Here is a 26,445-nt window from a genome sequence, read left to right on the forward strand (position 1 = left end):
AAATCAACTTAATTTAAATCAATCAGACAATAATAATGTAATTTTGTATTACATGACCCGTAAATTTCCGTATGGAAGTTTAAAGGAAATATTGAAGAGGTGTAGATATGAAACAAAGTATGACGTTAATCCCTACATTGAGGGAAGTCCCTGCAGATGCAGAAATTAAAAGCCACCAGCTTTTGTTGCGAGCAGGATTCATGAGACAGAATTCAAGTGGTGTTTACAGTTTTATGCCGCTTGGTAATAAAGTGCTTCAAAAGGTTGAAGCGATTGTTCGGGAAGAAATGGACAATGCAGGTGCCGTAGAATTATTGATGCCAGCCCTTCAACAAGCGGAATTTTGGCAGGAATCCGGTCGTTGGTATACATATGGACCCGAATTAATGCGATTAAAAGACCGTAACAACCGTGAATTTGCCCTTGGAGCTACACATGAAGAGGTCGTTACAAGCTTGGTCCGTGACGAAGTGAAGTCATACAAGCGTTTGCCATTGACGGTTTATCAAATCCAAACGAAGTTCCGTGATGAAAAAAGACCTCGTTTTGGTTTATTGCGCGGACGCGAATTCATCATGAAGGATGCTTACTCATTCCATTCAAATCAAGAAAGTCTTGATGCCGTATATGAAAAACTTTATGCGGCCTATTCAAATGTATTTAGCCGTTGTGGCCTTGATTTTCGTGCAGTCATCGCCGATTCAGGAGCGATGGGTGGAAAGGATACACATGAATTCATGGTGCTTTCTGAAATTGGAGAAGACACGATTGCCTATTCAGATACATCCGATTATGCGGCGAATATTGAAATGGCGCCTGTAGCGGTAAAATATGAAAAAGATTCCGAAGAGCAGGGAACACTTGATAAAGTTCATACTCCTGGACAGAAATCAATTGATGATGTAGCTTCATTTTTAAAAACCGATGCTTCAAAATTGATCAAGTCCTTGTTATTTAAAGTGGATGAAAAATATGTACTCGTCTTGGTACGAGGAGATCATGAAGTGAATGATATCAAAGTAAAAAACTTCTACAATGCTGAAGTCGTGGAGTTAGTGGACCCTAACGAAACGAAAGAAGTCTTAGGTTGTGCGGTAGGTTCTCTTGGACCAATCAATATTGCCTCAAGCGTGGAAGTCATCGCTGATTTGGCCATTGAAGCAATGGTTAATGGAGTATGCGGCGCTAATGAGGAAGATTATCATTTTGTGAATGTAAACCCTGACCGTGATTTTAAGGTGGAAAGTTTTATCGATCTTCGTTTTATCCAAGAGGGAGATCCATCACCGGATGGCAACGGAATAATCAAGTTTGCTAAAGGAATTGAAGTCGGTCACGTATTCAAGCTTGGGACTAAATATTCCGAAGCGATGAACGCGACGTTCCTAGATGAAAACGGCCGTTCGCAACCGATGATCATGGGTTGTTACGGTATTGGTGTATCTCGTACACTTGCAGCTGTCGCTGAGCAATTCAATGATGAGAAAGGTTTAGTATGGCCGGTGAATTTGGCTCCGTTCCAGGTCCATTTGATTCCGGTTAATATGAAGGATCAATCTCAAGCTGAACTTGCAGAAAAACTATATGCTGAACTTAAAAAACAAGGCATGGATGTCTTGATGGATGACCGTCATGAACGTGCCGGAGTGAAATTTGCCGATTCTGACTTGATTGGGCTTCCTGTCCGCGTAACGGTCGGTAAAAAAGCTTCCGAAGGCATCGTGGAAGTGAAGATCCGTAAAACAGGTGAAGTGCTTGAACTGGAAACATCGGAACTTGCACAGAAGTTGCATGAATTATTGGGATAAAGCAGTAAAATCATAGCTTGATTTGGCATCATTCATTTGGATGGTGCCTTTCCTTTTCCCTATAATTAGATGTCCGTGAACTGCATCTAGTATGTTATAATAACCACTGTTATTAGAATGAAACTGATGAATAATATCTTTAGATAGTAGATAAAGGGGAGAGAGGAAATGGATCAAAATCCAAACAGCGGTAGAGAGAGATTTCAACTCTTGCTCCAGCAATTGGGCTTGACTGAGGATGCCTTTGTGAATTTTTTCATCGGTGCCGAAATTGATAAACTTTCCATAGAGAGAGAGTCCCAAAAATGGCATTTTGCCTTTAATATACCTGCGTTAATTCCATGCAGTGTTCATACAAGATTTTCAAATCATTTAACTAGTACTTTTGCCCATATTGCCAAGGTTACATTCACCATGAATGTTGCCAATCCGATAGTGACGGAGGAATTGGTCAAAGAATACTGGAAAAATTGCATAAGTGAGCTACAAGGCATATCGCCAGCACTTTTATCACTCTTAAATGAGCAAGAACCCAAAGTGACAGGGTATAAGCTCGTCGTCAATGCACGTAATGGTGCGGAAGCTGGACAGTTAAAACAGAAATACTCCGGTCTCATTTCGAATATTTATCAAACGTATGGTTTCCCTCCATTAACACTTGAAGCAGAAGTGAACGAAAACGTTTCGGAAACTGATTACAAGAAGTTTTTAGCAGAGAAGCAAAAGGAAGATGAGGAAAAGGGACTTGCCGCGTTACTAGAGATGCAGAAGAAAGAATCGGAAAAAGGAGACGAGGGTGTTTACGAAGGCCCAGTTAAAATCGGGTACACCATTAAAGAAGATGCCGATTTCCGTAGCATAGAGCAAATTATTGATGAAGAGCGCAGGATAGCGATTGAAGGTTTCGTGTTTGACGCGGAAGTCCGTGAGCTCCGGAGCGGACGTAGTCTATTGACGTTTAAAGTTACGGATTATACAAGCTCTATTTTAGTTAAAATGTTTTCACGTGACAAAGAGGATGCTGCTATCCTAGCCCGTGTTAAAAAAGGAATGTGGGTACGTGCCCAAGGTAGCATTCAAAATGATACGTTTGTTCGCGATTTAGTTATGATTGCAAACGATATTAATGAGATCTCTAAGCAGGGACGGCAGGATAAGGCTCCTGAGGGTGAAAAACGCGTCGAGCTTCATATGCACACACCGATGAGCCAAATGGATGCAGTGACGCCGACATCCGCCCTTGTTGCCCAAGCCGCGAAGTGGGGTCATAAGGCTGTTGCCATCACCGATCATGCAGGGGCTCAATCTTTCCCAGAGGCCTACGGCGCCGGCCAAAAACATGACATCAAGATTTTGTATGGTGTCGAAGTGAATCTCGTGAACGACGGTGTGCCAATCGCTTATAATGAAGCACATATACCACTTTCCGATGCCACCTATATCGTTTTCGATGTCGAGACGACTGGTTTGTCTGCCGTTTATGATACGATCATTGAATTAGCAGCCGTGAAAATTCATGATGGAGACATCATTGATAAATTTGAATCATTCGCTAACCCACATCGACCGTTATCCAATACGATCATCGACTTGACTCATATCACAGATGATATGCTGGTGGATGCACCGGAAGTTTCAGACGTATTGGAAAAGTTCAAGGAATGGGCGGGAGATGCCATCCTTGTTGCGCATAATGCAAGTTTTGATATGGGCTTTTTGAACATGGGCTACAAAAATATTGGGTATCCAAAAGCAACCAATCCCGTATTGGATACGCTGGAATTAGGGAGATTTTTATATCCTGAGTTCAAAAATCACCGGTTGAACACATTGTGTAAAAAGCTCGATATTGATTTGACTCAACATCATAGGGCCATATACGATGCTGAGGCTACGGGGTACCTGATGCTGAAGATGTTGAAGGAAACGATAGCGAGAGGCATTACCCATCATGATCAATTAAATGACAATATGGGAAACGGAAATGCATATCAGCGTTCTCGACCATCTCATTGTACTTTGATTGCACAAACACAGGAAGGCTTGAAAAATCTCTTTAAATTGATTTCATTATCCCATATTAATTATTTTTACAGAGTTCCGCGGATTCCGCGTTCTCAACTAAAAAAATATCGTGAAGGAATTCTTGTTGGTTCTGGATGTGATAAAGGGGAAGTCTTCGAAGGGATGATGCAAAAGGGTTTTGAGGATGTTGTTGAAATAGCCGAGTTTTACGATTATCTTGAAATCCATCCAAAGGATGTTTATCAACATTTGATAGAGCTTGAATTTGTCCGTGATGAAAAGTCGTTAGAGACGATTATTTCAAACATTGTCAAGCTCGGAGAAAAGCTTAATAAACCTGTTGTGGCGACAGGAAATGTGCATTATTTGGACCCGAATGACAAGATATACCGTAAAATCCTTGTGAATTCACAAGGTGGGGCGAATATGCTGAATCGACATAAGCTACCAGATGTCCATTTCCGTACAACGGATGAAATGTTAAGGGACTTTTCCTTCCTTGGTGCCGAGAAGGCAAAAGAAGTCGTAGTCACAAATACGAATAAAATTGCAGATATGATAGAAAACATCAAGCCAATCAAGGACGATCTATATACACCTAAAATCGAGGGTGCAGAAGAAGAAATGCGTGCAATGAGTTATGGAATGGCTAGAAAGATATATGGAGAGAATCTACCGGAAATCGTTGAGGCCCGTCTTGAAAAGGAACTAAAAAGTATTATCGGCCATGGATTCGCCGTTATCTATTTAATTTCTCATAAACTGGTTAAAAAATCATTGAATGATGGCTATCTCGTTGGTTCCCGGGGTTCGGTCGGATCGTCATTCGTTGCGACGATGACAGAAATTACGGAAGTGAACCCGCTGCCGCCACATTATGTGTGCCCAGTATGTAAGAAATCGGAATTCTTTAATGATGGGTCAGTAGGCTCAGGGTTTGACTTGCCTGATAAAGATTGCCCGGATTGTGGCATTGCCTATACGAAAGACGGTCATGATATTCCATTTGAAACGTTCCTTGGATTTAAAGGGGATAAGGTCCCCGATATTGACTTGAACTTCTCTGGTGAATATCAGCCGAAAGCCCATGATTATACGAAGGTCCTATTTGGAGAAGATTATGTTTATCGTGCCGGTACAATCGGTACGGTGGCTGAAAAGACGGCATACGGATATGTTAAAGGCTATTCAGCCGACAATAATATCCATATGCGTGGTGCAGAAACAGATCGCCTTGTCGCAGGATGTACGGGTGTTAAACGGACAACTGGACAGCATCCAGGGGGAATCATCGTTGTCCCGGATTACATGGATATCTATGATTTCTCACCAATACAGTTCCCTGCGGATGACAGAAACTCAGAGTGGAAAACGACTCACTTTGATTTCCACTCCATTCACGATAATATTTTGAAACTGGATATACTTGGTCATGATGATCCGACGGTGATCAGGATGCTTCAGGATTTAAGTGGTATTGACCCAAAAACGATTCCTACAGATGATCCAGAGGTAATGAAGATATTCAGCAGCACGGAATCGTTAGGTGTGACCGAAGATCAAATCATGTGTAAAACCGGGACACTTGGCATACCTGAATTTGGAACGCGTTTTGTTAGACAAATGCTTGAGGACACTAAACCGACGACATTTTCCGAGCTTGTCCAGATTTCTGGTTTATCCCATGGTACCGATGTATGGCTGAGCAATGCACAAGAACTGATTCATAATAAAATCTGTACACTTAGCGAAGTAATCGGTTGCCGGGATGATATTATGGTTTATCTCATTTATCAGGGACTAGACCCTTCCCTTGCTTTTAAAATCATGGAATCCGTACGTAAAGGGAAAGGCTTGTCTGAGGAATTCGAAGAGGAAATGCGTAAGAATCAAGTGCCGGAATGGTATATAGATTCCTGTAAGAAGATTAAATATATGTTCCCGAAAGCACATGCTGCCGCATATGTGTTGATGGCGGTTCGGATTGCCTATTTCAAAGTGCATTTGCCATTATTGTATTATGCAGCATATTTCACGGTTCGTGCCGATGACTTCGAAATAGATGCCATGACACGTGGGTCACAAGCAATCAAGACCAAGATGGATGAAATAAATGTAAAAGGGTTGGATGCTTCCACGAAAGAGAAAAACACACTGACGGTACTTGAGCTAGCGTTGGAAATGTGTGAGCGTGGATACTCTTTCGCCAAGGTAGACTTGTATAAATCGAGTGCAGACCAATTCATCATTGAGGGTAACACGTTAATTCCACCTTTCAATTCGATTCCAGGTCTTGGTACGAATGCGGCGATCAATATTGTCAATGCGCGCAAAAACGGAGAGTTTCTCTCCAAGGAAGATTTGCAACAACGGGGGAAAGTATCCAAGACAATTCTTGAATACCTTGATAAACAAGGCTGTCTCGAGGCTCTTCCAGAACAAAATCAGCTTTCCTTATTTTAAGTGTGGAACTGCCTATGAAAAGGAAGAAACAGACATGATATTTGCAAAAATATCTTGATTATGGTATATTTTTATTGGAAATACTAAGAGGAACCAATGGCAAGAGTGGGGAAACCCACTCTTTCGTGTTGTATTGACCATTTAATTTTGAATCCGAAACCAAGCGCACACAACGCACGTATGGAGGAAACAAATGAGTAAAAAGGTAACGGAAGTTGTAGAAGAATTAGCTCTACCAATTCTTGAAGAATTGCAGCTTGAATTAGTTGAAGTGGAGTATGTGAAGGAAGGCAAGAACTGGTTCCTTCGAGTGTACATTGATAAAGAGACAGGCGTAGATCTTGAAGATTGCGGGAAAACGAGTGAAAAGCTCAGTGAAAAGCTTGATGAAGTCGATCCAATTCCACAAATTTATTTTCTCGAAGTTTCATCTCCCGGAGCGGAAAGGCCTCTAAAAAAAGAGAAGGATTTCCTTAATGCTATCGGTAAAAATGTTTACATAAAAACATACGAGCCCATTTTAAATGAAAAAGAATTCGAAGGAATCATGACCAATTATGATGGGAATGAAGTGACGCTTGAAATCAAAATCAAGACTAGAAAGAAAATAGTCGTCATTCCATTTGAAAAAGTGGCGAAAGCAAGACTTGCCATTACCTTCTCTTAATCAAGCAATTATTAATTAAATATCCGTAAGGGGGATCACCATGAGCAATGAGTTATTGGATGCTCTCTATATTTTAGAACATGATAAAGGAATTTCGAGAGAAGTTTTGATCGACGCGATTGAGGCTGCACTTATATCGGCATATCGCCGTAACTTTAACCAAGCACAAAATGTACGTATCGACTTGAATTTAGGCAAAGGCACCATGCGAGTATTTGCCAGAAAAGATGTAGTCGAGGAAGTATTCGATTCACGTCTGGAAATTTCCGTTGAAGAAGCAAGAGCAATAGATCCAAACTACCAGTTGGAAGATATTGTGGAAATGGAAGTTACGCCTAAAGATTTCGGCCGTATTGCTGCACAAACAGCCAAGCAGGTCGTAACACAAAGAGTGCGTGAAGCTGAACGTGGTATCATTTACGCAGAATTCATAGACCGTGAAGAGGATATCATGACAGGTATCGTGCAACGCCAGGATTCACGTTTCATCTATGTGAGTTTGGGGAAAATTGAAGCATTGCTTCCTGTCAATGAACAGATGCCAAATGAACAGTATAAACCTCACGATCGCATCAAGGTTTTCATTACAAAAGTTGAAAAGACTTCGAAAGGGCCACAAATTTTTGTATCCCGTTCCCATCCAGGTCTTTTAAAACGTTTGTTTGAGATAGAAGTGCCTGAGATTTTTGATGGAACTGTAGAAATCAAATCAGTTGCCAGAGAAGCAGGCGACCGCTCAAAAATTTCTGTACACTCAGATAATGAGGAAGTCGATCCAGTTGGTTCATGTGTTGGCCAAAAAGGACAGCGTGTCCAGGCTATCGTCAATGAATTAAAAGGTGAGAAGATCGATATCGTTAAATGGTCAGAAAATCCTGTTATCTTTGTTGCGAATGCTTTAAGTCCTTCAAAAGTGCTTGAAGTAATCGTTAAAGAAGAAGACAAAGCGACGACGGTCATTGTTCCTGACTACCAACTTTCACTAGCAATTGGTAAGCGTGGACAAAACGCACGCTTAGCAGCCAAACTGACTGGCTGGAAAATTGATATCAAGAGTGAAACGGAAGCCCGCGAAGCTGGTATTTACCCTGTTGAAGAACAGGAGTTCTTATTAAGCCGGGATAGTTATGTGAATGAAGAGGATGAAGAATTCGAAGAGGATAACGAGTAAGGTAGAGGTGAAAATAGATGAATAGCCGAAAAAAAATCCCGATGCGTAAATGTGTTGCCACTGGCGTTATGAAGCCAAAGAAAGAACTCATTCGTATCGTTCGATCTAAAGAAGGGGAAGTCAGCCTTGATCCGACCGGAAAAAAATCGGGAAGGGGAGCTTATTTGACCCTTGATCGGAATATTATCGAGCTGGCCAAAAAGAAAAATGTGCTGGCAAATCACCTTAGTACTCAAATCGATTCTTCCCTTTATGAACAATTGCTTGAATTAGTGGATAAGGAGCAAGACTAACACCATGACCCAACAACAACAATGGATGTCTCTATTAGGTTTGGCCAATCGAGCACGCAAGCTAATTTCGGGTGAAGAATTAGTGGTTAAAGAGATTAGAAGCGGTAATGCCAAAGTTGTTATTTTAGCCGCGGACGCTTCAAAAAACACTGAGAAAAAAATCTCTGATAAGTGCGCATTTTATCAGGTTCCTTTAAAAAGAGTCGAAGACAGATCTATGCTCGGCCATGCTATTGGCAAAGATGCTAGAGTTGCTGTCGCAGTTCTTGATGAAGGTTTTGCACAAAAACTCCGAATGCTGCTCGATTAAATTTACCGGGGGTGAACGTATGACAAAATTGCGTGTATATGAATATGCAAAACAGAAAAACGTTTCAAGTAAAGACGTAATAAATAAACTTAAAGAAATGAATATAGAGGTAACAAACCATATGACAGCATTAGACGATTCAACTGTAAACAAATTAAACGATTCTCTTAAACCAAAAAGCGAAGAACCAACCCAAGCAGCTGCTGAACCGAAAGCAAATGCAACGGTTGCGAAATACGAAGCTGAAGCAGATGAGAAAAGCACGATCAATAAAGAAAAGCTAAAGAAAAAGCCACCAGTTAAACCGTTGGGCACTAAAAAACCATCAGGACAGTTTAGCAGGGGAAGAAATAACCGTAATAAGAATAACAAACAAAGACAATCGGCGCCGCAGGCACCAGTTACAAAACGTAAGGAAAGAGAACTTCCAGAAAAAATTACGTTTTATGAGTCTTTGACTGTCATGGAACTTGGTAAGAAACTTCACCGTGAACCTTCTGAAATCATTAAGAAGCTTTTCATGCTTGGAGTCATGGCTACAATCAACCAAACGTTGGATAAAGATGCTATCGAATTAATCTGTACTGAGTACGGAGTATTGGCTGAAGAAGAGATTCGTGTTGACTTGACAGATCTTGAGTCATTAGTGACTGAAGATGCTTCTGAAGATTTAATCGAACGTCCAGCAGTCGTAACTATCATGGGTCACGTCGATCATGGTAAAACGACATTGCTTGATTCTATTCGCCATACGAAAGTAACAGAAGGCGAAGCGGGCGGAATCACTCAACATATCGGTGCTTACCAAGTCAAAGTCAATGACAAGAAAATCACATTCCTTGATACACCAGGACATGCTGCGTTTACAACAATGCGTGCTCGTGGAGCTTTAATCACGGATATTACGATTCTTGTTGTAGCAGCGGATGACGGTGTAATGCCGCAAACAATTGAAGCGATTAACCATGCTAAAGCAGCGGATGTTCCAATCATTGTTGCTGTTAATAAAATGGATAAAGAAGCAGCTAATCCTGACCGCGTCATGCAAGAATTAACAGAGCATGGTTTAGTTTCTGAAGCATGGGGTGGAGATACGATCTTCGTACCTATTTCTGCCAAAACGGGCGAAGGAATTGATAACTTGCTGGAAATGATTCTACTAGTTAGTGAAGTAGAAGAATATAAAGCCAATCCAACCCGTAAAGCGAACGGAACGGTTATAGAAGCACGTTTGGATAAAGGCCGTGGCTCTGTAGCGACGTTACTAGTCCAAAACGGTACTTTGAAAGTCGGAGACCCAATCGTTATCGGTAACACTTTCGGCCGTGTACGTGCCATGGTCAGTGATCTTGGACGTCGTGTTAAGGATGCAGGTCCATCAACACCGGTTGAAATCACTGGATTGAATGAAGTTCCACAAGCAGGCGACCGTTTCATCGTCTTTGAAGATGAGAAAACAGCCCGCCAAGTTGGGGAAGTACGTGCACAGAGACAACTTGCTTCACAACGTAATGAAAAATCACGTGTAACGCTTGATACATTGTTTGAACAAATGAAAGAAGGGGAAATTAAGGAATTGAACATCATCTTAAAAGCGGATGTTCAAGGTTCTGCTGAAGCAGTAGCCGCTTCCCTGAATAAAATAGAAGTAGAAGGCGCTAAAGTAAAAATCATTCATATCGGCGTCGGTGCTATCACAGAGTCTGATATCATCCTTGCTACCGCTTCTAATGCAATCGTAATTGGTTTTAATGTTCGTCCAGATGCGAATGCGAAGCGTGCCGCTGAATCAGAACAAGTTGATGTTCGCCTTCACCGTATCATATACAAAGCAATTGAAGAGATTGAATCGGCTATGAAAGGGATGCTTGATCCTGAGTTCGAAGAAAAAATCATTGGTCAAGCTGAAGTTCGTACAACTTTCAAAGTATCTAAAGTTGGTACAATTGCTGGTTCATATGTTACCGAAGGAAAACTTACGCGTGACAGCGGAATTCGCTTAATTCGTGAAGGTGTTGTCATTTACGAAGGTGAAATTGACGCATTGAAACGTTTTAAAGATGACGTTAAAGAAGTGGCAACAAATTATGAATGTGGTATTACCATTAAAAATTACAATGACCTTAAAGAGGGCGATGTAATTGAGGCTTATATAATGGAAGAGATCGAGCGTAAATGATCGTTGGATCCGTCCAATGTGAGTGCATAATCTATGACACCCATTCTTTGAAAGAAAAACGAGCTGTGTTGCAACGTGTCATGACACGGCTTAAGCAGAAGCTTAATGTCTCGGTAGCGGAAACGGATTTCCAGGATCTTTGGCAGCGTACTAAGATTTCTATCGTAACCGTTTCATCCTCAAGGAAAGCTACTGAGAGGGAACTTCAAAATGCCCTTAAATTTCTAGATTCATTTCCGGAAATTGAGCGCACAATAACAGATATAGACTGGCTATAAGCTAGCGAGGTGATATTATGAGCCTTCGAGCAAATCGTGTGGGCGAACAAATGAAAAAAGAGCTGAGTGAAATCATCGGCCGCAAAATTAAAGATCCAAGAATCGGATTCGTCACAGTAACGGATGTTGAAGTGACAGGCGATTTACAACAAGCAACAGTTTATATCTCTGTCTTGGGAGACCAGGAGCAACGGGAAAAAACTTTGCAGGGTCTTGAAAAGGCAAAAGGATTCATGCGTTCAGAAATTGGGCAAAGAATTCGCTTGCGTAAAACTCCGGAGTTGTTTTTTGAATTTGATGAATCCGTTGATTATGGTAACCGTATCGAATCATTAATTTCTCAAATCAAAAAAGAGGAAAAACCTTCAGTAAAAGACGAAGAATAAGCAAGCAGTAAATGGAGGCTGACTCAATAAGTGCTTTGCACTTCTTGGCTCGGCCTCTTTTTTTTGAAATGACAAGATTAATGAGGTGAAGGAATGGACGGCATACTCCCATTATGGAAACCAAAGGGAATGACATCCCATGATTGTGTTTTTAAATTAAGGAAGATTTTAAAAACGAAAAAAGTCGGACATACGGGCACTTTAGATCCTGAAGTCACCGGTGTTTTACCGATATGTATCGGCAGGGCAACGAAAATTGCCGAATACTTAACAGAAGCAGGTAAAGCGTATGAAGGGGAAGTGACGCTTGGTTTTTCAACGGCTACCGAAGATGCGACTGGAGAAAAAGTGGCGGAACAAAAGGTAACCGAAACATTTCAACGTTCACAAATCCTTGAGGTATTGAAATCCCTAACAGGAAAAATTGAACAAACTCCGCCAATGTTCTCAGCTGTCAAGGTAAATGGCAAAAAGCTATATGAATATGCTCGGGCTGGGATAGAAGTGGAACGTCCAACACGGGAAGTAACTATTCATGATATTACTTTACTGGATGATCGTTCAGAATTCAAAGGTGAAACCATTTCCTTCCGGTTTCGTGTCAAGTGTAGCAAAGGAACCTATATTCGGACATTAGCGGTGATGATGGGCGAAAGATTGGGATACCCGGCACATATGTCGGACTTGGTCCGGATTGAAGCGGCTGGCTTTACGCTTGAGGATTGTTTCACGTTCGCTGAGGTGGAAGAATTCATGGAATCAGAAAAGACAGGAGATTTTCTGTTGCCATTAGAACGTGGATTGTTACATTTGCCGAAATTCCAGATTAATGATAAAGTAGCAAAGAAAGTACTTAACGGTGCGGTATTGGAACAAACGGAGGATGTTGTTTTTGAAAAGGGGCAACCATTTGTCATGATGGATCCCACTGATAAGGCGATTGCCATTTATCAAATACATCCCACAAAAGAAGGGTTAATTAAACCTGTCAAAGTTTTCGCACAAGAATCATAGACCGTTTTTGCCGTCGGAAAGAGGAGATTGAAAGGTGAAAGTGATTGCATTAGAGCATCCTCATCAATTTAAACCGGATGACTTCCCTGAGCTTGTCATGGCACTTGGTTTTTTTGATGGCATCCATAAAGGACATCAAACTGTCATCCAAACCGCTAAGCAAAAGGCTCATGAAATGAATCTTATGTCAGCAGTCATGACATTTGATCCACATCCTTCCGCTGTATTAGGGAAGAAAGTGGGAAACATCCGTTATATTACACCACTGGAAGATAAGATAAAAATCATAGAAACGATGGAAATCGATTACCTATTTGTCGTCCACTTCAGTAAGGAATTCGCTTCGATGCTACCTGAGGAGTTCGTGGATGATTACCTAGTGGGTCTGAATGTCCGTCACGTTGTAGCAGGTTTTGATTATTCATATGGCCGCTATGGTAATGGATCGATGGATGATCTACCTATCTATGCTAAGGGAAGATTTGGTCAAACCGTCGTTGCAAAGCAGACATTCGAGGACGGAAAGGTAAGTTCCACAAGAATCAGGGAGACGCTCAGCAATGGTGATTTTTCTGACTTCTATCATTTAGCGGGTCGTCGCTATGTAACAAAGGGACATGTAGTCCATGGAGAAAAGCGGGGGAGAAAGTTAGGATTCCCGACCGCGAATATTGAAGTGAGTGATGATTACATATTCCCCGCACCTGGCGTATATGCAGTCAGGATTAAAATAAGTGGATCCTGGTATGATGGGGTGTGCAATGTAGGGTATAAGCCGACATTCCATGAAGAAAAACCCGAATATCCTAGCGTAGAAGTTCATGCATTAGGTTTTACAGGAGATATCTATGGAGAACAGGTGTCAGTCGAGTGGCATATTAGGTTGAGAAGCGAGCGCAAATTCTCGGGACTTGAAGAGTTAGTCAACCAGATTGAAATTGACAAGCAAAATACGCAAGCATATTTTGCCGAATTGAACGGGTAACATTGTAAGAAACCAAAAGGATAGAAGACAAGGCTTGCAATTTTGACGGAAAACATGTATTCTATTGTATGTATGAAAATAACCATTGCTTGGCTAGTCGAGACTCCGACGCTGGCTCGGTAATAGGTGATTTTACAGAATTTTAGGAGGAATAATAACATGGCTATTACACAAGAACGCAAAAACGAACTTATCGCTGAGTTCAGAACTCACGATACTGACACTGGATCTCCAGAAGTTCAAATCGCAGTACTAACAGAAGAAATCAACAACTTGAACGGTCACTTACGCACACACAAAAAAGATCACCATTCTCGTCGCGGTCTTCTTAAAATGGTAGGTAAACGTCGTAATCTTTTAACTTACCTACGTAATAAAGACGTTACTCGTTACCGTACACTAATTAACACATTAGGTCTACGTAGATAATTTTTTCAAAAAAAGCGGGAAATTTCCCGCTTTTTTGATGTTATTCAAATGATTTGGACGCTATCAATTTTTAGGCTAAGCCATCGTCCTTTGGACTCGGCAGCCGCCGAGTTTTTTTCTACTCATAAATGATTAAGATATATACATAATTGAATGAATAAATATTTAGTCATATTACTGTTAACACTTGTTTTTTTCGTGCATAATAGTGATAGTTTGGTTATAACTTGAGTTCAATTACTTTCACATATAATGATTTAATTTAATAAAGGTTTAGGTAAACTAAGCCTCTAATAGCGAAGATTCAGAGAGGGGTTTAATAAATGGGACAGGGAAAACATACGTATTCATTTGACTGGGCCGGCCGTAATGTAACGGTAGAAATCGGTCAGTTGGCCAAACAAGCGAACGGAGCCGTTTTAGTCCGTTATGGCGAAACAGCTGTCTTAAGTACAGCAACTGCTTCTAAAGAACCTAGAAACGTCGACTTCTTCCCGTTGACAGTCAACTACGAAGAAAGACTGTATGCAGTCGGTAAAATTCCAGGGGGCTTCATTAAACGTGAGGGTAGACCGAGCGAAAGAGCTATTTTGGCAAGCCGTCTAATTGACCGTCCAATTCGTCCACTATTTGCGGATGGTTTCAGGAACGACGTTCAAATCATCAGCATGGTCATGAGTGTTGATCAAGATTGTTCTACAGAAATGGCAGCAATGCTAGGTTCTTCCCTTGCACTTTCAGTTTCTGACATTCCGTTTGAAGGACCAATCGCGGGCGTAGTAGTAGGAAGAATCAATAATGAATTCATCATAAACCCTACTGTTGACCAACTTGCGAAAAGTGATATCAACTTAACGGTTGCTGGAACAAAGGACGCTATCAACATGGTTGAAGCTGGAGCGAATGAAGTGCCTGAAGAAACAATGCTTGAAGCCATCATGTTTGGACATGATGAAATCAAGAAGGTCATTGCATTCCAAGAAAAAATCGTTGCTGAAATTGGCAAGGAAAAGCTACAAATCACTTTGTATAAAGTGGATGAAGAACTTGAAGCAGAAGTGAAAGGCCTATGTGAGGCGGAACTTAACAAAGCTGTACAAGTTCAGGAAAAACATGCACGTGAAGCCGCCATCAAAGAGGTTAAAGATGATGTGTTGGCTAAATACGAAGAAGAAACTGATGAAGAAAAACTAAAACAAATTAAAGAAATTTTAAATAAACTGGTTAAATCAGAAGTCCGCCGTTTAATCACGGAAGAAAAAGTACGTCCGGATGGCCGTAATCCTGATGAAATCAGACCATTGTCATCTGAAGTTACGATTTTACCACGTACCCACGGCTCTGGATTGTTCACACGCGGACAAACACAAGCACTATCCATTTGTACACTGGGAGCACTAGGAGATGTACAAATTTTGGACGGGCTTGGAACAGAAGAGTCAAAACGCTTTATGCATCATTATAACTTCCCACATTTCAGTGTTGGGGAAACAGGTCCGATCCGCGGGGCAGGACGTCGTGAAATCGGTCACGGTGCACTTGGTGAAAGAGCATTGGAACCAGTCATTCCAAATGATAAAGACTTCCCTTATACAATCAGACTTGTATCTGAAGTACTTGAATCTAATGGATCAACATCTCAAGCAAGTATCTGTGCTAGTACGCTAGCTATGATGGACGCGGGTGTTCCATTGAAAGCACCGGTTGCAGGTATCGCAATGGGTCTTGTAAAAACAGGTGAGCATTATACGATCCTGACTGATATTCAAGGCATGGAAGATCACCTTGGCGATATGGACTTTAAAGTGGCTGGAACATCTAAAGGTGTTACCGCTCTTCAAATGGATATCAAAATTGATGGTCTTTCAAGAGAAATTCTTGAAGAAGCATTGCTTCAAGCTAAAAAAGGCCGCATGCATATCTTGGAATCGATGATTGCTACAATCAATCAACCGCGTGAAAAATTGTCCAAATATGCGCCTAAAATCGTTACAATGACCATTAATCCGGACAAAATCCGCGATGTTATCGGACCTAGTGGTAAACATATCAATAAAATCATTGAAGAGACCGGCGTGAAGATCGATATCGAACAAGATGGTACGGTATTCATTTCTTCAACGGACGAACCAATGATCGAAAAAGCTAAAAAAATCATTGAAGACATCGTTCGTGAAGTCGTTGTGGGCGAGCTATACTTAGGTAAAGTTAAACGCATTGAAAAATTCGGTTGCTTCGTTGAGATCTTCAATGGTAAAGATGGTTTGGTCCATATTTCGGAATTGGCTGAAGAAAGAGTCGGCAAAGTGGAAGATGTCGTTTCACTTGGCGATGAGCTATTAGTAAAGGTCACTGAGATTGACAAACAAGGTAGGGTTAACCTTTCTCGTAAAGCTGTACTTAAAGAACAAAAAGAAGCAGCTAATCCTTCTCAATCATAAGAAAAAAGAATATACGGCATGCGGTTCTCTTTATGAACCTGCATGCTTTTTTTGTTTGAAAAGGCTCCATATTTATAAGCATTTCAGCAATTGAAAGTTGTCATGTTCTACCTTGTCCATTTTCTTCATACATTTCTGTATGAAGGGGGCGTAAAAAATGAATAATAAATGGAAGCAGATAGTTGCGATAAGTGCCATTGCAGGTATATCATGGTTATTAGTGCAAAATCCATATACACAAGTTTATTTGACCCAGTTAACGAATCAATCAGTGGCTACCATGAAGCAGGAAGATGAACTGCTTACCGAGATAAAAGGATCAGCCCCAAAATATGAGATTGCACCCCAAGATGCACGAATAGATTCGGTTTGGAAGACCGTTCCTGGGTATAATGGCCTTACGGTCAATATCCAGGCTTCGTATAAAGCAATGAAGAAGGAGGATAAATTCGATAAGGATAAGCTTGTGTATGAACAAGTGCCCCCAAAAGTCCATTTAAAAGATCTTGAGCCTGCACCCATTTACCGGGCACATCCGGAAAAGCAGGTTGTATCATTTTTAATCAATGTGGCTTGGGGAAATGAATACCTACAAGATATGTTGGCTGTGTTGAAGAAGCATAATGTAAAGGCGACGTTTTTTCTAGAAGGGAAATGGACGAAAAATAATCCGGAATTCGCAAAAATGATTGTGGATGGTGGTCATGAAATAGGTAATCATTCATACTCGCATCCTAATATGCAAACCATTTCCTCACAGGCAACACGGGAGGAAATCACCAAGACGAATGAAGTGGTGGAAGCTGTGACGGGCGTGAAGATGAATTGGTTCGCCCCTCCAAGTGGGAGTTATCGAGACGAAACGGTCAAAATTGCGAGTTCTTTAGGAATGGGGACCGTGATGTGGAGTGTGGATACGATTGACTGGCAAAAACCGAGCCCCGAGGTCCTTCAACAAAGGGTCCTTTCTAAAGTTCACCCTGGAGCTTTTATTTTAATGCATCCGACAGAATCTACAGCCAAATCCTTGGAGACGTTAATTATTAATATAGAAAAGAAAGACCTTGAAGTTGTTAAGGTTTCGGAAGCAGTTAGTGAGGAACGCTAGAATCCGTAACGCTTTGGTTACGATAGCAGCATAGAATGATTGGGAGGAATGTTAGTTGATTAAGAAATACACGTGTCAAAATGGAGTAAGAATAGTATTGGAAAATATTCCAACAGTGCGTTCAGCGGCAATTGGAGTTTGGATCAAGACCGGTTCGCGGAATGAAACACCGGAACTGAATGGTGTATCCCATTTTCTTGAGCATATGTTTTTCAAAGGGACGACAACGAGGAACGCGCGTGAAATCGCCGAGTCGTTTGACAGCATTGGCGGCCAAGTGAATGCATTTACTTCAAAAGAGTATACATGCTACTATGCTAAAGTAATGGATAACCATGCAAGCTATGCTCTTGAAATTCTTGCTGATATGTTCTTCAACTCTACATTTGATGAGGAAGAATTGAAAAAAGAAAAAAATGTTGTCTATGAAGAAATCAAAATGTATGAAGATACACCCGATGATATCGTCCATGACCTTTTGAGCAAGGCTGTCTATGAAAATCATCCTCTTGGCTATCCAATCCTTGGTACGGAAAGTACGTTGGAAACATTCAATAGTGAAACACTTAAGAAATATGTTCATGATATGTATACGCCTGATAAAGTCGTCATCTCGATTGCTGGAAATGTGGACGAGAAGTTGATTCAGGAAGTGGAAAGTTACTTTGGTTCCTATCAAGGTGGGGAAGAGCGTCTTAAATTGGTGAAGCCTTCATTCCATGAAAATAGAATCACTCGTAAAAAAGAGACTGAACAAGCACACCTATGCCTCGGTTTCAAAGGTTTGGAAATCGGAAATGATAAAACCTATAGTTTAGTCACATTGAATAATATCCTTGGAGGTAGCATGAGTAGCCGTCTATTCCAAGAGGTCCGTGAGCAACGTGGGCTGGCCTACTCGGTATATTCTTACCATTCAAGCTACCAGGATACGGGTTTAGTGACCATTTATGGTGGGACAGGCACAAGCCAGCTTGACAGCTTGTATGATACAATCCAGGAGACGCTTGCTACGCTGAAAAGAGACGGAATCACAGAAAAAGAATTGCGAAATAGTAAGGAACAGCTAAAAGGTAGCTTAATGCTAAGCCTTGAGAGCACAAACAGCCGAATGAGCCGTAATGGCAAAAATGAGCTAATGCTAGGTGAGCATCGTTCACTGGATGATATCATCGTCAAGATTGATGAAGTTACGGAAGATAGTGTCAATGAACTAGCAAACCGTATCTTCACAGAACACTCTTTATCGTTGGTGAGCCCTTTGGAAAATTGGGATAAATAAATATCTACGACCTGTTCTTCTGTTTAGGAGGGCAGGTTTTTTTTGGAAGGAAGGGGACGACTAATTTTATAAATGCCTTCTAAGTTCTCTTGATTTCGGATATAGATGGAATTAAGGAGAAAAAAAGGGGGATTCGGATTTGAGGCTGAGTGAATTAAGTGGAAAAGAGATAGTCGATGTGAACAGGGCAGAACGATTAGGTGTCCTGGGACAAACGGATTTGGAATTTGACGAAACGGGACAAATTACCACTTTGGTCATTCCTTCAGTAAAATGGTTTGGGCTTTTCAGAAATGGAAGTGAAATCAGGGTACCATGGAATCACATTAAAAAAGTGGGAACGGATATGCTCATTATCGATTTTAGGGAAGAACTTGAAGCTCATTCGGTGGAAGACGGAGAACATATGGATGGATAGGAATGAAAATGAGAAAAGACTAATGACGCCTTAGCTGGTAATAGCTATAGGCGTTTTTACTTTTCTAATCACCGTTCTTTATTTCAGTACATAAGATGGATGGAGACTGAATGAATATCGGATAACAAAACGCCTTCAAGAGTTGATCTTGGGCGAGGAGTGGGTTGGATTTTTAAAAAGAAGGTGACGATTTAATGCTCACAGACATGCAAATCGCTGTAATCGGTGGGGATGCGCGTCAGCTTGAAGTTGTTCGTAAACTGACTGAGCTAGATGCGAAGCTGTTTTTAGTAGGGTTTGAACAGCTTGACCATGCGTTTACAGGTGCGGTTAAGGAGAAATTAGAAGATATAAATTTTACGGAACTGGATGCAGTTATCTTGCCTGTGCGAGGGACGGATTCAACCGGTAAAGTGGAAACCATCTTCTCCAGTGAAGATGTTTTCTTGACCGAGTCCATGATAAATGACACGCCAAAGGATTGTGTATTTTATTCAGGAATCAGTAATGATTACCTCGATCGACTATTCAAGGAAGCAGATCGTAAACTCGTACTCTTATTTGAACGAGACGATGTAGCGATATACAATTCGATTCCCACCGTAGAGGGCGCAATCATGATGGCTATTCAACACACGGATTTTACCATCCATGGATCGGATGTTGCCGTTCTAGGCCTAGGAAGGGTTGGGATGAGTGTGGCACGATCATTTCAAGCACTTGGAGCCAAAGTGAAGGTAGGGGCGAGGAAAAGCGAAGATATTGCGAGAATTACTGAAATGGCGATAATCCCTTTTCATCTAAATGATCTTGCGTCCGAAATGAAAAATGTTGATATTTGCATTAATACCATCCCTTTTCCAATCATTACAGCAGACGTTCTTGCAAACATGCCCGTTCACACTTTGATTATTGACCTTGCTTCAAAGCCTGGAGGGACGGATTTTCGTTTTGCGGAAAAAAGGGGAATTAAAGCGTTATTGGCGCCAAGCCTACCGGGGATAGTGGCCCCGAAAACTGCCGGTCAAATTTTGGCGAATGCACTTGGGGTCTTGATCCAAGGGGAATTCTTGAAAAGAAAGGGGAAAAAATTATGAGTCTGAAAGGTAAACGGATCGGTTTTGGATTGACAGGATCGCATTGCACATACGATAGTGTGTTTCCCGAGATAGAAAAACTTATAAATGAAGGGGCAGAAGTCATTCCGATTGTGACATCCACTGTTCAAAATACGGAAACACGCTTTGGAAATGGGGAGGACTGGGTTGCACGTATAGAAAAATTGACGGGAAATGAAGCCGTTGATACAATCGTCAAAGCAGAGCCATTAGGACCTAAATTGCCGCTAGACTGCATGGTCATTGCTCCGTTGACCGGGAATTCGATGAGTAAGATGGCAAATGCCCTTACAGATTCGCCTGTACTTATGGCTGCAAAAGCGACGATGAGAAATCACCGTCCAGTTGTGGTTGCGATTTCAACCAACGATGCCCTTGGTTTGAATGGTGTAAATTTAATGAGGCTGATGGCTGCAAAGGATATTTATTTTGTTCCATACGGCCAAGATAATCCGGTAGGCAAACCGAGCTCGATGGTGGCGAGAATGAGTTTGATTCGGGATACCATCGTGGCGGCAATAGAAGGAGAACAAATACAGCCAGTGATTATTGAAAGGTTCAAAGATGATGTAATCTAATTGTCGTTCCATAATGCCTAAATCCAGGAAATGTCATTTGTTCATGCTTTGCAACCAGTTGGAATTATCGTTAAGAACCAAAAACAATCTATACTACCAGAATATTTTGTTAAAGTGCGTTCTTTCGAATGTTAATGTGTTAAAATATATGATATTCTGAGCAAGTAGAAATAATTAGACAAATTATAAACCAACTTTTAGAGATAGAAAAGGAGTATGGACAAATGACCGGGACACAGGGATTGCATATTGCAGTAGTAGGAGCGACTGGAGCAGTAGGACAACAAATGATTTCAACACTTGAACAACGGGATTTACCGATTAAGAAAATCATCTTTTTATCATCGGCTCGTTCTGCAGGGACTAAATTGTCATTTAAAGGCGAAGAAATCGAAGTTCAGGAAGCAAAACCTGAAAGCTTTGAAGGCATAGATATCGCTCTTTTCAGTGCAGGAGGAAGTGTGTCTAAGGAATTGGCTCCTGAAGCAGTAAAAAGAGGAGCAATAGTAGTAGATAATACAAGCGCGTTCCGCATGGATGAAAATGTTCCGCTTGTTGTACCGGAAGTAAATGAAGAGGACTTGAAACAGCATAACGGGATCATTGCCAACCCGAATTGCTCAACAATCCAGATGGTTGTTGCATTGGAACCAATCCGTCAAGAGTTTGGTTTATCAAAGGTAGTCGTTTCAACATACCAGGCAGTATCTGGAGCTGGAGTCGCTGCGATAAACGAACTAAAGGATCAGGCTCGTGATCTTCTGGATGAAAAAGAAATCGAACCAAAAATCTTGCCGGTAAAAGGGGATGCCAAGCATTATCAAATTGCTTTCAATGTCATTCCACAAATCGATAGGTTCCAAGATAATGGATTCACGTTTGAAGAAATGAAAATGATTAATGAAACAAAGAAAATCATGCATATGGAAGAGCTACCTGTAGCGGCAACTTGCGTAAGGCTTCCTGTTGTAACGGGGCATTCGGAATCCGTATACATCGAAGTCGAAAAAGAAGGCATTTCTGCGTCTGAGATCAAGAATTTGATGAAAACGGCACCGGGAGTCGTATTAGAAGATGAGCCAGAACAACAGGTTTATCCAACGCCTGCATCATCTGTCGGCAAGAATGACGTATTCGTTGGCCGGATCCGTAAAGATTTAGATGAAGATAAAGGCTTCCATTTATGGATAGTTTCCGATAACCTATTAAAAGGGGCAGCATGGAATTCTGTCCAAATAGCTGAAAGCCTTTTAAAATTAGGGTTAGTGACAGTTAAGTAAGGTAAAAACTCAAGCAGCTAAGACTTGTCAACATGATAGAGAGTTAGGTCAGCTTCCTTAACGGGGGAGCTGGCTTATATTTGGGGTGAGAATAGTGAAAATAATCGTCCAGAAATTCGGTGGGACATCAGTCCGGGACGAAGAGAGCCGGGCCCATGCCAAGAATCATATCGAAAGGGCAATTAAAGAAGGCTACAAAGTGGTGGTCGTTGTTTCTGCCATGGGTAGGAAAGGCGATCCATATGCGACGGATACGTTACTTTCTTTAGTGAATGGTTCCAACGCCCGCCTCTCCAAGCGGGAACAGGATTTACTAATGTCGGTAGGGGAAACGATCTCTTCTGTCGTATTTACGAATATGTTATTGGAACATGGAATCGAGGCTACTGCATACACAGGTGCTCAAGCAGGGTTCCAGACGAATTATGAATTTTCGAGTGCGAAAATCATTGAAATGAAATGTGACCGTCTTCTGAAAGAACTTGAATTGAAGGATGTCGTCGTGGTCGCAGGCTTCCAAGGGGCCGCTAAAAATGGGGACATGACAACTATTGGACGAGGTGGAAGTGACACTTCGGCTGCTGCATTGGGGGCGGCTTTACAGGCTGACCGCGTTGATATTTTCACGGACGTCGAAGGTATCATGACCGCTGATCCACGGATTGCAGAGCATGCACGCCCATTATCGATCGTTTCATATACTGAGGTATGCAATATGGCATATCAAGGCGCTAAAGTCATCCATCCCCGCGCGGTCGAAATTGCTATGCAGGCAAAAGTACCAATCCGGATTCGTTCGACATACAGTGAAGGGTTGGGAACTCTGGTTACCAGTGTCAATAAAGGAAGCCAAGGTAGTGATATCAGGGAAAGACTCGTTACAGGAATCGCTCATGTTTCGAAAATCACCCAAATTAAGGTGAATGCAAAAAAAGGACAATATAATTTACAGGCAGAAGTGTTTAAAGCAATGGCAAATGCATCTATTTCCGTAGACTTTATCAATATTTCTCCGCATGGTGTCGTGTATACGGTCACGGAAGAGATGACCGAACTTGCACTTTCCATTCTTACAGGAATGGGACATGAGCCTCTCGTTGAGCGGAATTGTGCGAAGGTATCAGTCGTGGGAGCAGGCATCAACGGAGTACCTGGGGTTGCATCAAAAATTGTCACAGCATTATCGGAAAATGAAATCTCGATTCTACAATCCGCGGATAGCCATACGACTATATGGGTTCTAGTGAAGGAAGAAGATTTAATCAAGGCTGTAAATTCACTTCATGATGCATTCCATTTACATGAAATAGAAGCAGAATAATCTATTATATAGAGGTTTTAAAAATTAAAGAGGTGTTAAATAATGATATTTGGTAGAGTATCAACCGCAATGGTCACCCCTTTCGATAGCAAGGGAAACGTTGATTTTCAAAAAACAACTAAATTAGTCAATTACTTATTATCGAACGGAACGGATTCGCTTGTACTTGCGGGTACAACTGGGGAATCACCGACATTATCCTCGGAAGAGAAGATAGCCTTGCTTCGCCATGTCACCAAGGTTGTAGAAAAACGGGTGCCAATCATCATGGGAACTGGGAGCAATAACACATATGCTTCCATTGAGCTGACTAAAAAAGCAGAAAAGAATGGCGCCGACGCAATCATGTTGGTGGCTCCTTATTATAGTAAAACGAATCAGGAAGGCCTATACCAACATTTTAAAGCGATTGCCGAAAGTACGACATTGCCGGTCATGGTTTATAACATTCCGGGACGTGCTTCGGTCAATATTGAACCGAAGACCATTATTCGCCTTGCGGAAATACCGAATATCGTGGCTGTGAAAGAGGCGAGCGGCGATTTAAACGCCATGACCCAAATCATTGCCGAAACGGATGAAGATTTCGCTTTATATAGTGGCGATGATGCTTTAACCCTTCCTGTACTAGCAATCGGTGGGGTTGGGGTCGTATCGGTTGCTTCCCATGTAGCCGGGAATGAAATGCAGAAAATTGTTGAAGCTTTCGTCACTGGGAACTTATCGGAAGCGGCGAGACTTCATCAGGAGCTACTCCCGCTCATAAAAGGCTTATTTGCAGCACCAAGCCCTGCGCCTGTTAAAACGGCTCTTCAAATTCGTGGCATAGATGTAGGCTCAGTCAGGTTACCAATTGTACCATTGACTGAAAAAGAGCGCTTAACGCTCATATCCGTCTTAAATAAATAAAAATAATCACCAAACAAGCTGATCGTTTAATGATTGGCTTGTTTTTACATAGAGAATGATTAGTTTGGGATTCCCGTATTATTTTCTTTCCAGTTATAGGATAAAGGCTTATACTTCTAATAGTCTTTTCTTTAAAAAAGACAAAAATTGAGAAGTGGGACCTATACATATACGCATGGCCAAGTAGAGGAAAAAATCTTTCTAAAAATGGTATGTGTTGTCATGTTTTTTGAACTTGAGTTATAATGAAATCATTGGAACTTATGAACGGCTATTTTTTAAGGAGGATATTCGATTGGGTAAAGATAAAAATAATGGAATTAAAGTGATTTCTCTTGGGGGACAAGGGGAACTTGGTAAAAATATGTATGTAGTTGAGGTGAACGATGACCTTTATCTTTTGGATGCAGGTTTGATGTTGCCGGAAGAAGAAATGCTTGGCATCGATGCTGTTATACCTGATATTTCTTATTTGATGGATAACAAAGAACGGATTCAGGGGATTTTTATAACGCATGGTCATGAAGATCATATGGGAGCCCTAGCTTATGTATTGAAGTATTTACCTGTTCCTGTTTATGGGACAAAGTTAACACTAGCGCTGATTAAGACTAAGTTGAAGGAAGATGGCTTTAATGGCCGGGCAATTTTTACTGAGATTGACTCTGATTCCCTTTTGAGTTTCCCAGAGGCTGCTGTTTCCTTTTTCCGTACGAACCATAGTATCCCTGATTCTGTGGGAGTGGTCATCCATACCCGTGAAGGGGCCATCGTCTACACCGGTGATTTCAAGTTTGATCAAGCTGCGACCGAACTGTATAAACCGGAAATAGGCAAAATGGCAAGTATAGGAGAAGAAGGGGTCCTGTGTCTCCTATCTGATAGCACAGGAGCGGAGAAACCAGGCTATACACCATCCGAAGCGGTAGTGGCCAAGGATATTACCGAAGCTTTCCGTTCCACATCCGGAAGAATTATCGTTGCCTGCTTTGCTTCGAACGTAAATCGAATTCAGCATGTTTTCAACGCGGCTGCAGCGAATAAGAGGAAAGTGGCCGTTGTTGGAAAAAGTCTGAAGCGGGTATATGAAACAGCCTTAAATCTAGGTTACTTAAAAGTGGAAGAAGATTTAATCATTCCGATCAGTGAAATCAACCAATACGAAGACCGTGAAATTGTGGTGCTATCAACGGGTCATCAAGGGGAGCCGATAGCGGCACTTCAAAAAATGGCGAAGCAGACTCATAAGCAAGTTACGATTAAGAAAGGGGATACGGTCTTGATCAGTGCGTCCCCACTACAGGGTGGAGAACTCATTCTATCAAAAACCGTCGACTTACTTTACCGGGTGGGTGCGGAAGTCGTTTCTTCTAATAAATATAAGGTCCATGTTACGGGCCATGGTAGTCAGGAAGAATTGAAAATGATGATCAACCTGATGAACCCTAAGTTTTTCATACCGGTACATGGGGAATACCGTCACCTTTATTCTCACCAAAAAGTAGGTATCTCTGCCGGAATCAAGCCGGAAAACATTATGATTGCTGAAAAAGGTGACGTCATTGAAATGAATGGTGATAAGATTGCCCTTTCAGGCAAGGTAACTGCTGGAAATATTTTAATTGATGGCAGTGGTGTTGGTGATGTCGGGAATATCGTACTCCGTGATCGCCGTCTGTTATCACAAGATGGTATATTGATTGTTGTGGTCACGTTGAATCGACAAGATAAGAGCATTGCTGCAGGTCCGGAAATCATCTCCCGTGGATTCGTATATGTACGTGAATCAGAAAAAATGATGACGGAAGCAACAGCCATTGTCAATGAGATAGTGAAGAAAAACGGTTCTCGTCAGCCTTTCGATTGGTCCACGCTGAAACAGGAAATGCGTGATGCGCTAAACCAATTCTTCTATGAAAAAACAAAGCGTCGTCCGATGATATTACCCATCATCATGGAATATTAATAAAGAAGGGATTTTC

General features: G+C 41.5%; 22 protein-coding genes. All 22 read left to right on the top strand.

Features of this window, described 5'->3' with window-relative positions; genetic code table 11:
- Positions 1–107 precede the first annotated feature (107 nt).
- The 22 genes from AC503W_RS07545 (at position 108) to AC503W_RS07650 (ending at position 26,429) form a co-directional block, all read left to right on the top strand.
- The gene (locus AC503W_RS07545; protein WP_494916621.1) at positions 108–1,808 is read left to right on the top strand and encodes a proline--tRNA ligase; all 1,701 of its coding nucleotides are present in this window, start codon (positions 108–110) and stop codon (positions 1,806–1,808) included.
- 168 nt (positions 1,809–1,976) lie between these two features.
- Positions 1,977–6,296, top strand: coding sequence for a PolC-type DNA polymerase III (locus tag AC503W_RS07550; RefSeq protein ID WP_402868392.1), 4,320 nt, complete (start codon positions 1,977–1,979; stop codon positions 6,294–6,296).
- Between the two features lie 193 nt (positions 6,297–6,489).
- Entirely contained in the window at positions 6,490–6,963 is a 474-nt protein-coding gene (gene rimP / locus AC503W_RS07555) for a ribosome maturation factor RimP (protein WP_402868394.1), read from the top strand.
- 40 nt (positions 6,964–7,003) lie between these two features.
- Positions 7,004–8,134 (top strand): transcription termination factor NusA, encoded by a 1,131-nt coding sequence (gene nusA, locus AC503W_RS07560; RefSeq protein WP_402868396.1) that lies wholly within the window; start codon positions 7,004–7,006, stop codon positions 8,132–8,134.
- A 17-nt stretch (positions 8,135–8,151) separates the two neighbouring features.
- Positions 8,152–8,427 carry an RNase P modulator RnpM gene (gene rnpM / locus AC503W_RS07565; RefSeq protein WP_402868398.1) on the top strand — a complete coding sequence of 92 codons (276 nt, stop codon included), beginning with the start codon at positions 8,152–8,154 and terminating at the stop codon, positions 8,425–8,427.
- A gap of 4 nt (positions 8,428–8,431) precedes the next feature.
- The gene (locus AC503W_RS07570) at positions 8,432–8,737 is read left to right on the top strand and encodes a YlxQ family RNA-binding protein (protein WP_402868399.1); all 306 of its coding nucleotides are present in this window, start codon (positions 8,432–8,434) and stop codon (positions 8,735–8,737) included.
- Between the two features lie 19 nt (positions 8,738–8,756).
- Positions 8,757–10,916 (top strand): translation initiation factor IF-2, encoded by a 2,160-nt coding sequence (gene infB, locus AC503W_RS07575; protein ID WP_402868401.1) that lies wholly within the window; start codon positions 8,757–8,759, stop codon positions 10,914–10,916.
- Positions 10,913–11,194 carry a DUF503 domain-containing protein gene (locus AC503W_RS07580; protein WP_402868403.1) on the top strand — a complete coding sequence of 94 codons (282 nt, stop codon included), beginning with the start codon at positions 10,913–10,915 and terminating at the stop codon, positions 11,192–11,194. The genes infB and AC503W_RS07580 overlap by 4 nt, the downstream gene beginning before the upstream one ends.
- A 17-nt stretch (positions 11,195–11,211) precedes the next feature.
- Positions 11,212–11,580: a 30S ribosome-binding factor RbfA gene (gene rbfA, locus AC503W_RS07585; protein ID WP_402868404.1), complete on the top strand. Its 369-nt coding sequence runs from the start codon at positions 11,212–11,214 to the stop codon at positions 11,578–11,580.
- A gap of 93 nt (positions 11,581–11,673) precedes the next feature.
- Positions 11,674–12,594 (top strand): tRNA pseudouridine(55) synthase TruB, encoded by a 921-nt coding sequence (gene truB, locus AC503W_RS07590; protein WP_402868405.1) that lies wholly within the window; start codon positions 11,674–11,676, stop codon positions 12,592–12,594.
- A gap of 34 nt (positions 12,595–12,628) precedes the next feature.
- Positions 12,629–13,579 carry a bifunctional riboflavin kinase/FAD synthetase gene (gene ribF / locus AC503W_RS07595; protein ID WP_407407632.1) on the top strand — a complete coding sequence of 317 codons (951 nt, stop codon included), beginning with the start codon at positions 12,629–12,631 and terminating at the stop codon, positions 13,577–13,579.
- A 159-nt stretch (positions 13,580–13,738) separates the two neighbouring features.
- The gene (gene rpsO, locus AC503W_RS07600; protein ID WP_402868411.1) at positions 13,739–14,008 is read left to right on the top strand and encodes a 30S ribosomal protein S15; all 270 of its coding nucleotides are present in this window, start codon (positions 13,739–13,741) and stop codon (positions 14,006–14,008) included.
- Between the two features lie 323 nt (positions 14,009–14,331).
- On the top strand, positions 14,332–16,449 hold the full coding sequence (gene pnp, locus AC503W_RS07605) for a polyribonucleotide nucleotidyltransferase (protein ID WP_402868413.1): 2,118 nt from the start codon (positions 14,332–14,334) through the stop codon (positions 16,447–16,449).
- A gap of 157 nt (positions 16,450–16,606) precedes the next feature.
- Positions 16,607–17,557: a polysaccharide deacetylase family protein gene (locus AC503W_RS07610; protein WP_494916626.1), complete on the top strand. Its 951-nt coding sequence runs from the start codon at positions 16,607–16,609 to the stop codon at positions 17,555–17,557.
- 55 nt (positions 17,558–17,612) lie between these two features.
- A complete protein-coding gene (locus tag AC503W_RS07615; protein WP_494916628.1) occupies positions 17,613–18,839 on the top strand; it encodes a M16 family metallopeptidase in 1,227 nt (408 codons plus the stop codon).
- 139 nt (positions 18,840–18,978) lie between these two features.
- Positions 18,979–19,257 (top strand): YlmC/YmxH family sporulation protein, encoded by a 279-nt coding sequence (locus AC503W_RS07620; protein ID WP_402868419.1) that lies wholly within the window; start codon positions 18,979–18,981, stop codon positions 19,255–19,257.
- 194 nt (positions 19,258–19,451) lie between these two features.
- On the top strand, positions 19,452–20,354 hold the full coding sequence (gene dpaA, locus AC503W_RS07625) for a dipicolinic acid synthetase subunit A (RefSeq protein WP_402956345.1): 903 nt from the start codon (positions 19,452–19,454) through the stop codon (positions 20,352–20,354).
- On the top strand, positions 20,351–20,953 hold the full coding sequence (locus tag AC503W_RS07630) for a dipicolinate synthase subunit B (RefSeq protein WP_402956346.1): 603 nt from the start codon (positions 20,351–20,353) through the stop codon (positions 20,951–20,953). Before dpaA ends, AC503W_RS07630 begins: the two co-directional genes overlap by 4 nt.
- 224 nt (positions 20,954–21,177) lie before the next feature.
- Entirely contained in the window at positions 21,178–22,233 is a 1,056-nt protein-coding gene (gene asd, locus AC503W_RS07635) for an aspartate-semialdehyde dehydrogenase (protein WP_402868424.1), read from the top strand.
- Positions 22,234–22,327: 94 nt separating this feature from the next.
- Complete coding sequence (gene dapG, locus AC503W_RS07640) at positions 22,328–23,554, top strand: aspartate kinase (RefSeq protein WP_402868426.1); 1,227 nt, start codon at positions 22,328–22,330, stop codon at positions 23,552–23,554.
- A gap of 39 nt (positions 23,555–23,593) precedes the next feature.
- Positions 23,594–24,463, top strand: coding sequence for a 4-hydroxy-tetrahydrodipicolinate synthase (gene dapA / locus AC503W_RS07645; protein WP_494917297.1), 870 nt, complete (start codon positions 23,594–23,596; stop codon positions 24,461–24,463).
- 295 nt (positions 24,464–24,758) lie between these two features.
- Complete coding sequence (locus AC503W_RS07650; protein ID WP_494916631.1) at positions 24,759–26,429, top strand: ribonuclease J; 1,671 nt, start codon at positions 24,759–24,761, stop codon at positions 26,427–26,429.
- Positions 26,430–26,445: the final 16 nt, after the last annotated feature.

It is taken from the genome of Peribacillus suis (genome assembly GCF_059384845.1).

What these genes read in the sequence shown, in the direction of transcription:
- AC503W_RS07545 (WP_494916621.1), top strand. Translation starts at nt 108, where the DNA reads ATGAAACAAAGTATGACGTTAATCCCTACATTGAGGGAAGTCCCTGCA.
- AC503W_RS07550 (WP_402868392.1), top strand. Translation starts at nt 1,977, where the DNA reads ATGGATCAAAATCCAAACAGCGGTAGAGAGAGATTTCAACTCTTGCTC.
- rimP (WP_402868394.1), top strand. Translation starts at nt 6,490, where the DNA reads ATGAGTAAAAAGGTAACGGAAGTTGTAGAAGAATTAGCTCTACCAATT.
- nusA (WP_402868396.1), top strand. Translation starts at nt 7,004, where the DNA reads ATGAGCAATGAGTTATTGGATGCTCTCTATATTTTAGAACATGATAAA.
- rnpM (WP_402868398.1), top strand. Translation starts at nt 8,152, where the DNA reads ATGAATAGCCGAAAAAAAATCCCGATGCGTAAATGTGTTGCCACTGGC.
- AC503W_RS07570 (WP_402868399.1), top strand. Translation starts at nt 8,432, where the DNA reads ATGACCCAACAACAACAATGGATGTCTCTATTAGGTTTGGCCAATCGA.
- infB (WP_402868401.1), top strand. Translation starts at nt 8,757, where the DNA reads ATGACAAAATTGCGTGTATATGAATATGCAAAACAGAAAAACGTTTCA.
- AC503W_RS07580 (WP_402868403.1), top strand. Translation starts at nt 10,913, where the DNA reads ATGATCGTTGGATCCGTCCAATGTGAGTGCATAATCTATGACACCCAT.
- rbfA (WP_402868404.1), top strand. Translation starts at nt 11,212, where the DNA reads ATGAGCCTTCGAGCAAATCGTGTGGGCGAACAAATGAAAAAAGAGCTG.
- truB (WP_402868405.1), top strand. Translation starts at nt 11,674, where the DNA reads ATGGACGGCATACTCCCATTATGGAAACCAAAGGGAATGACATCCCAT.
- rpsO (WP_402868411.1), top strand. Translation starts at nt 13,739, where the DNA reads ATGGCTATTACACAAGAACGCAAAAACGAACTTATCGCTGAGTTCAGA.
- pnp (WP_402868413.1), top strand. Translation starts at nt 14,332, where the DNA reads ATGGGACAGGGAAAACATACGTATTCATTTGACTGGGCCGGCCGTAAT.
- AC503W_RS07610 (WP_494916626.1), top strand. Translation starts at nt 16,607, where the DNA reads ATGAATAATAAATGGAAGCAGATAGTTGCGATAAGTGCCATTGCAGGT.
- dpaA (WP_402956345.1), top strand. Translation starts at nt 19,452, where the DNA reads ATGCTCACAGACATGCAAATCGCTGTAATCGGTGGGGATGCGCGTCAG.
- AC503W_RS07630 (WP_402956346.1), top strand. Translation starts at nt 20,351, where the DNA reads ATGAGTCTGAAAGGTAAACGGATCGGTTTTGGATTGACAGGATCGCAT.
- asd (WP_402868424.1), top strand. Translation starts at nt 21,178, where the DNA reads ATGACCGGGACACAGGGATTGCATATTGCAGTAGTAGGAGCGACTGGA.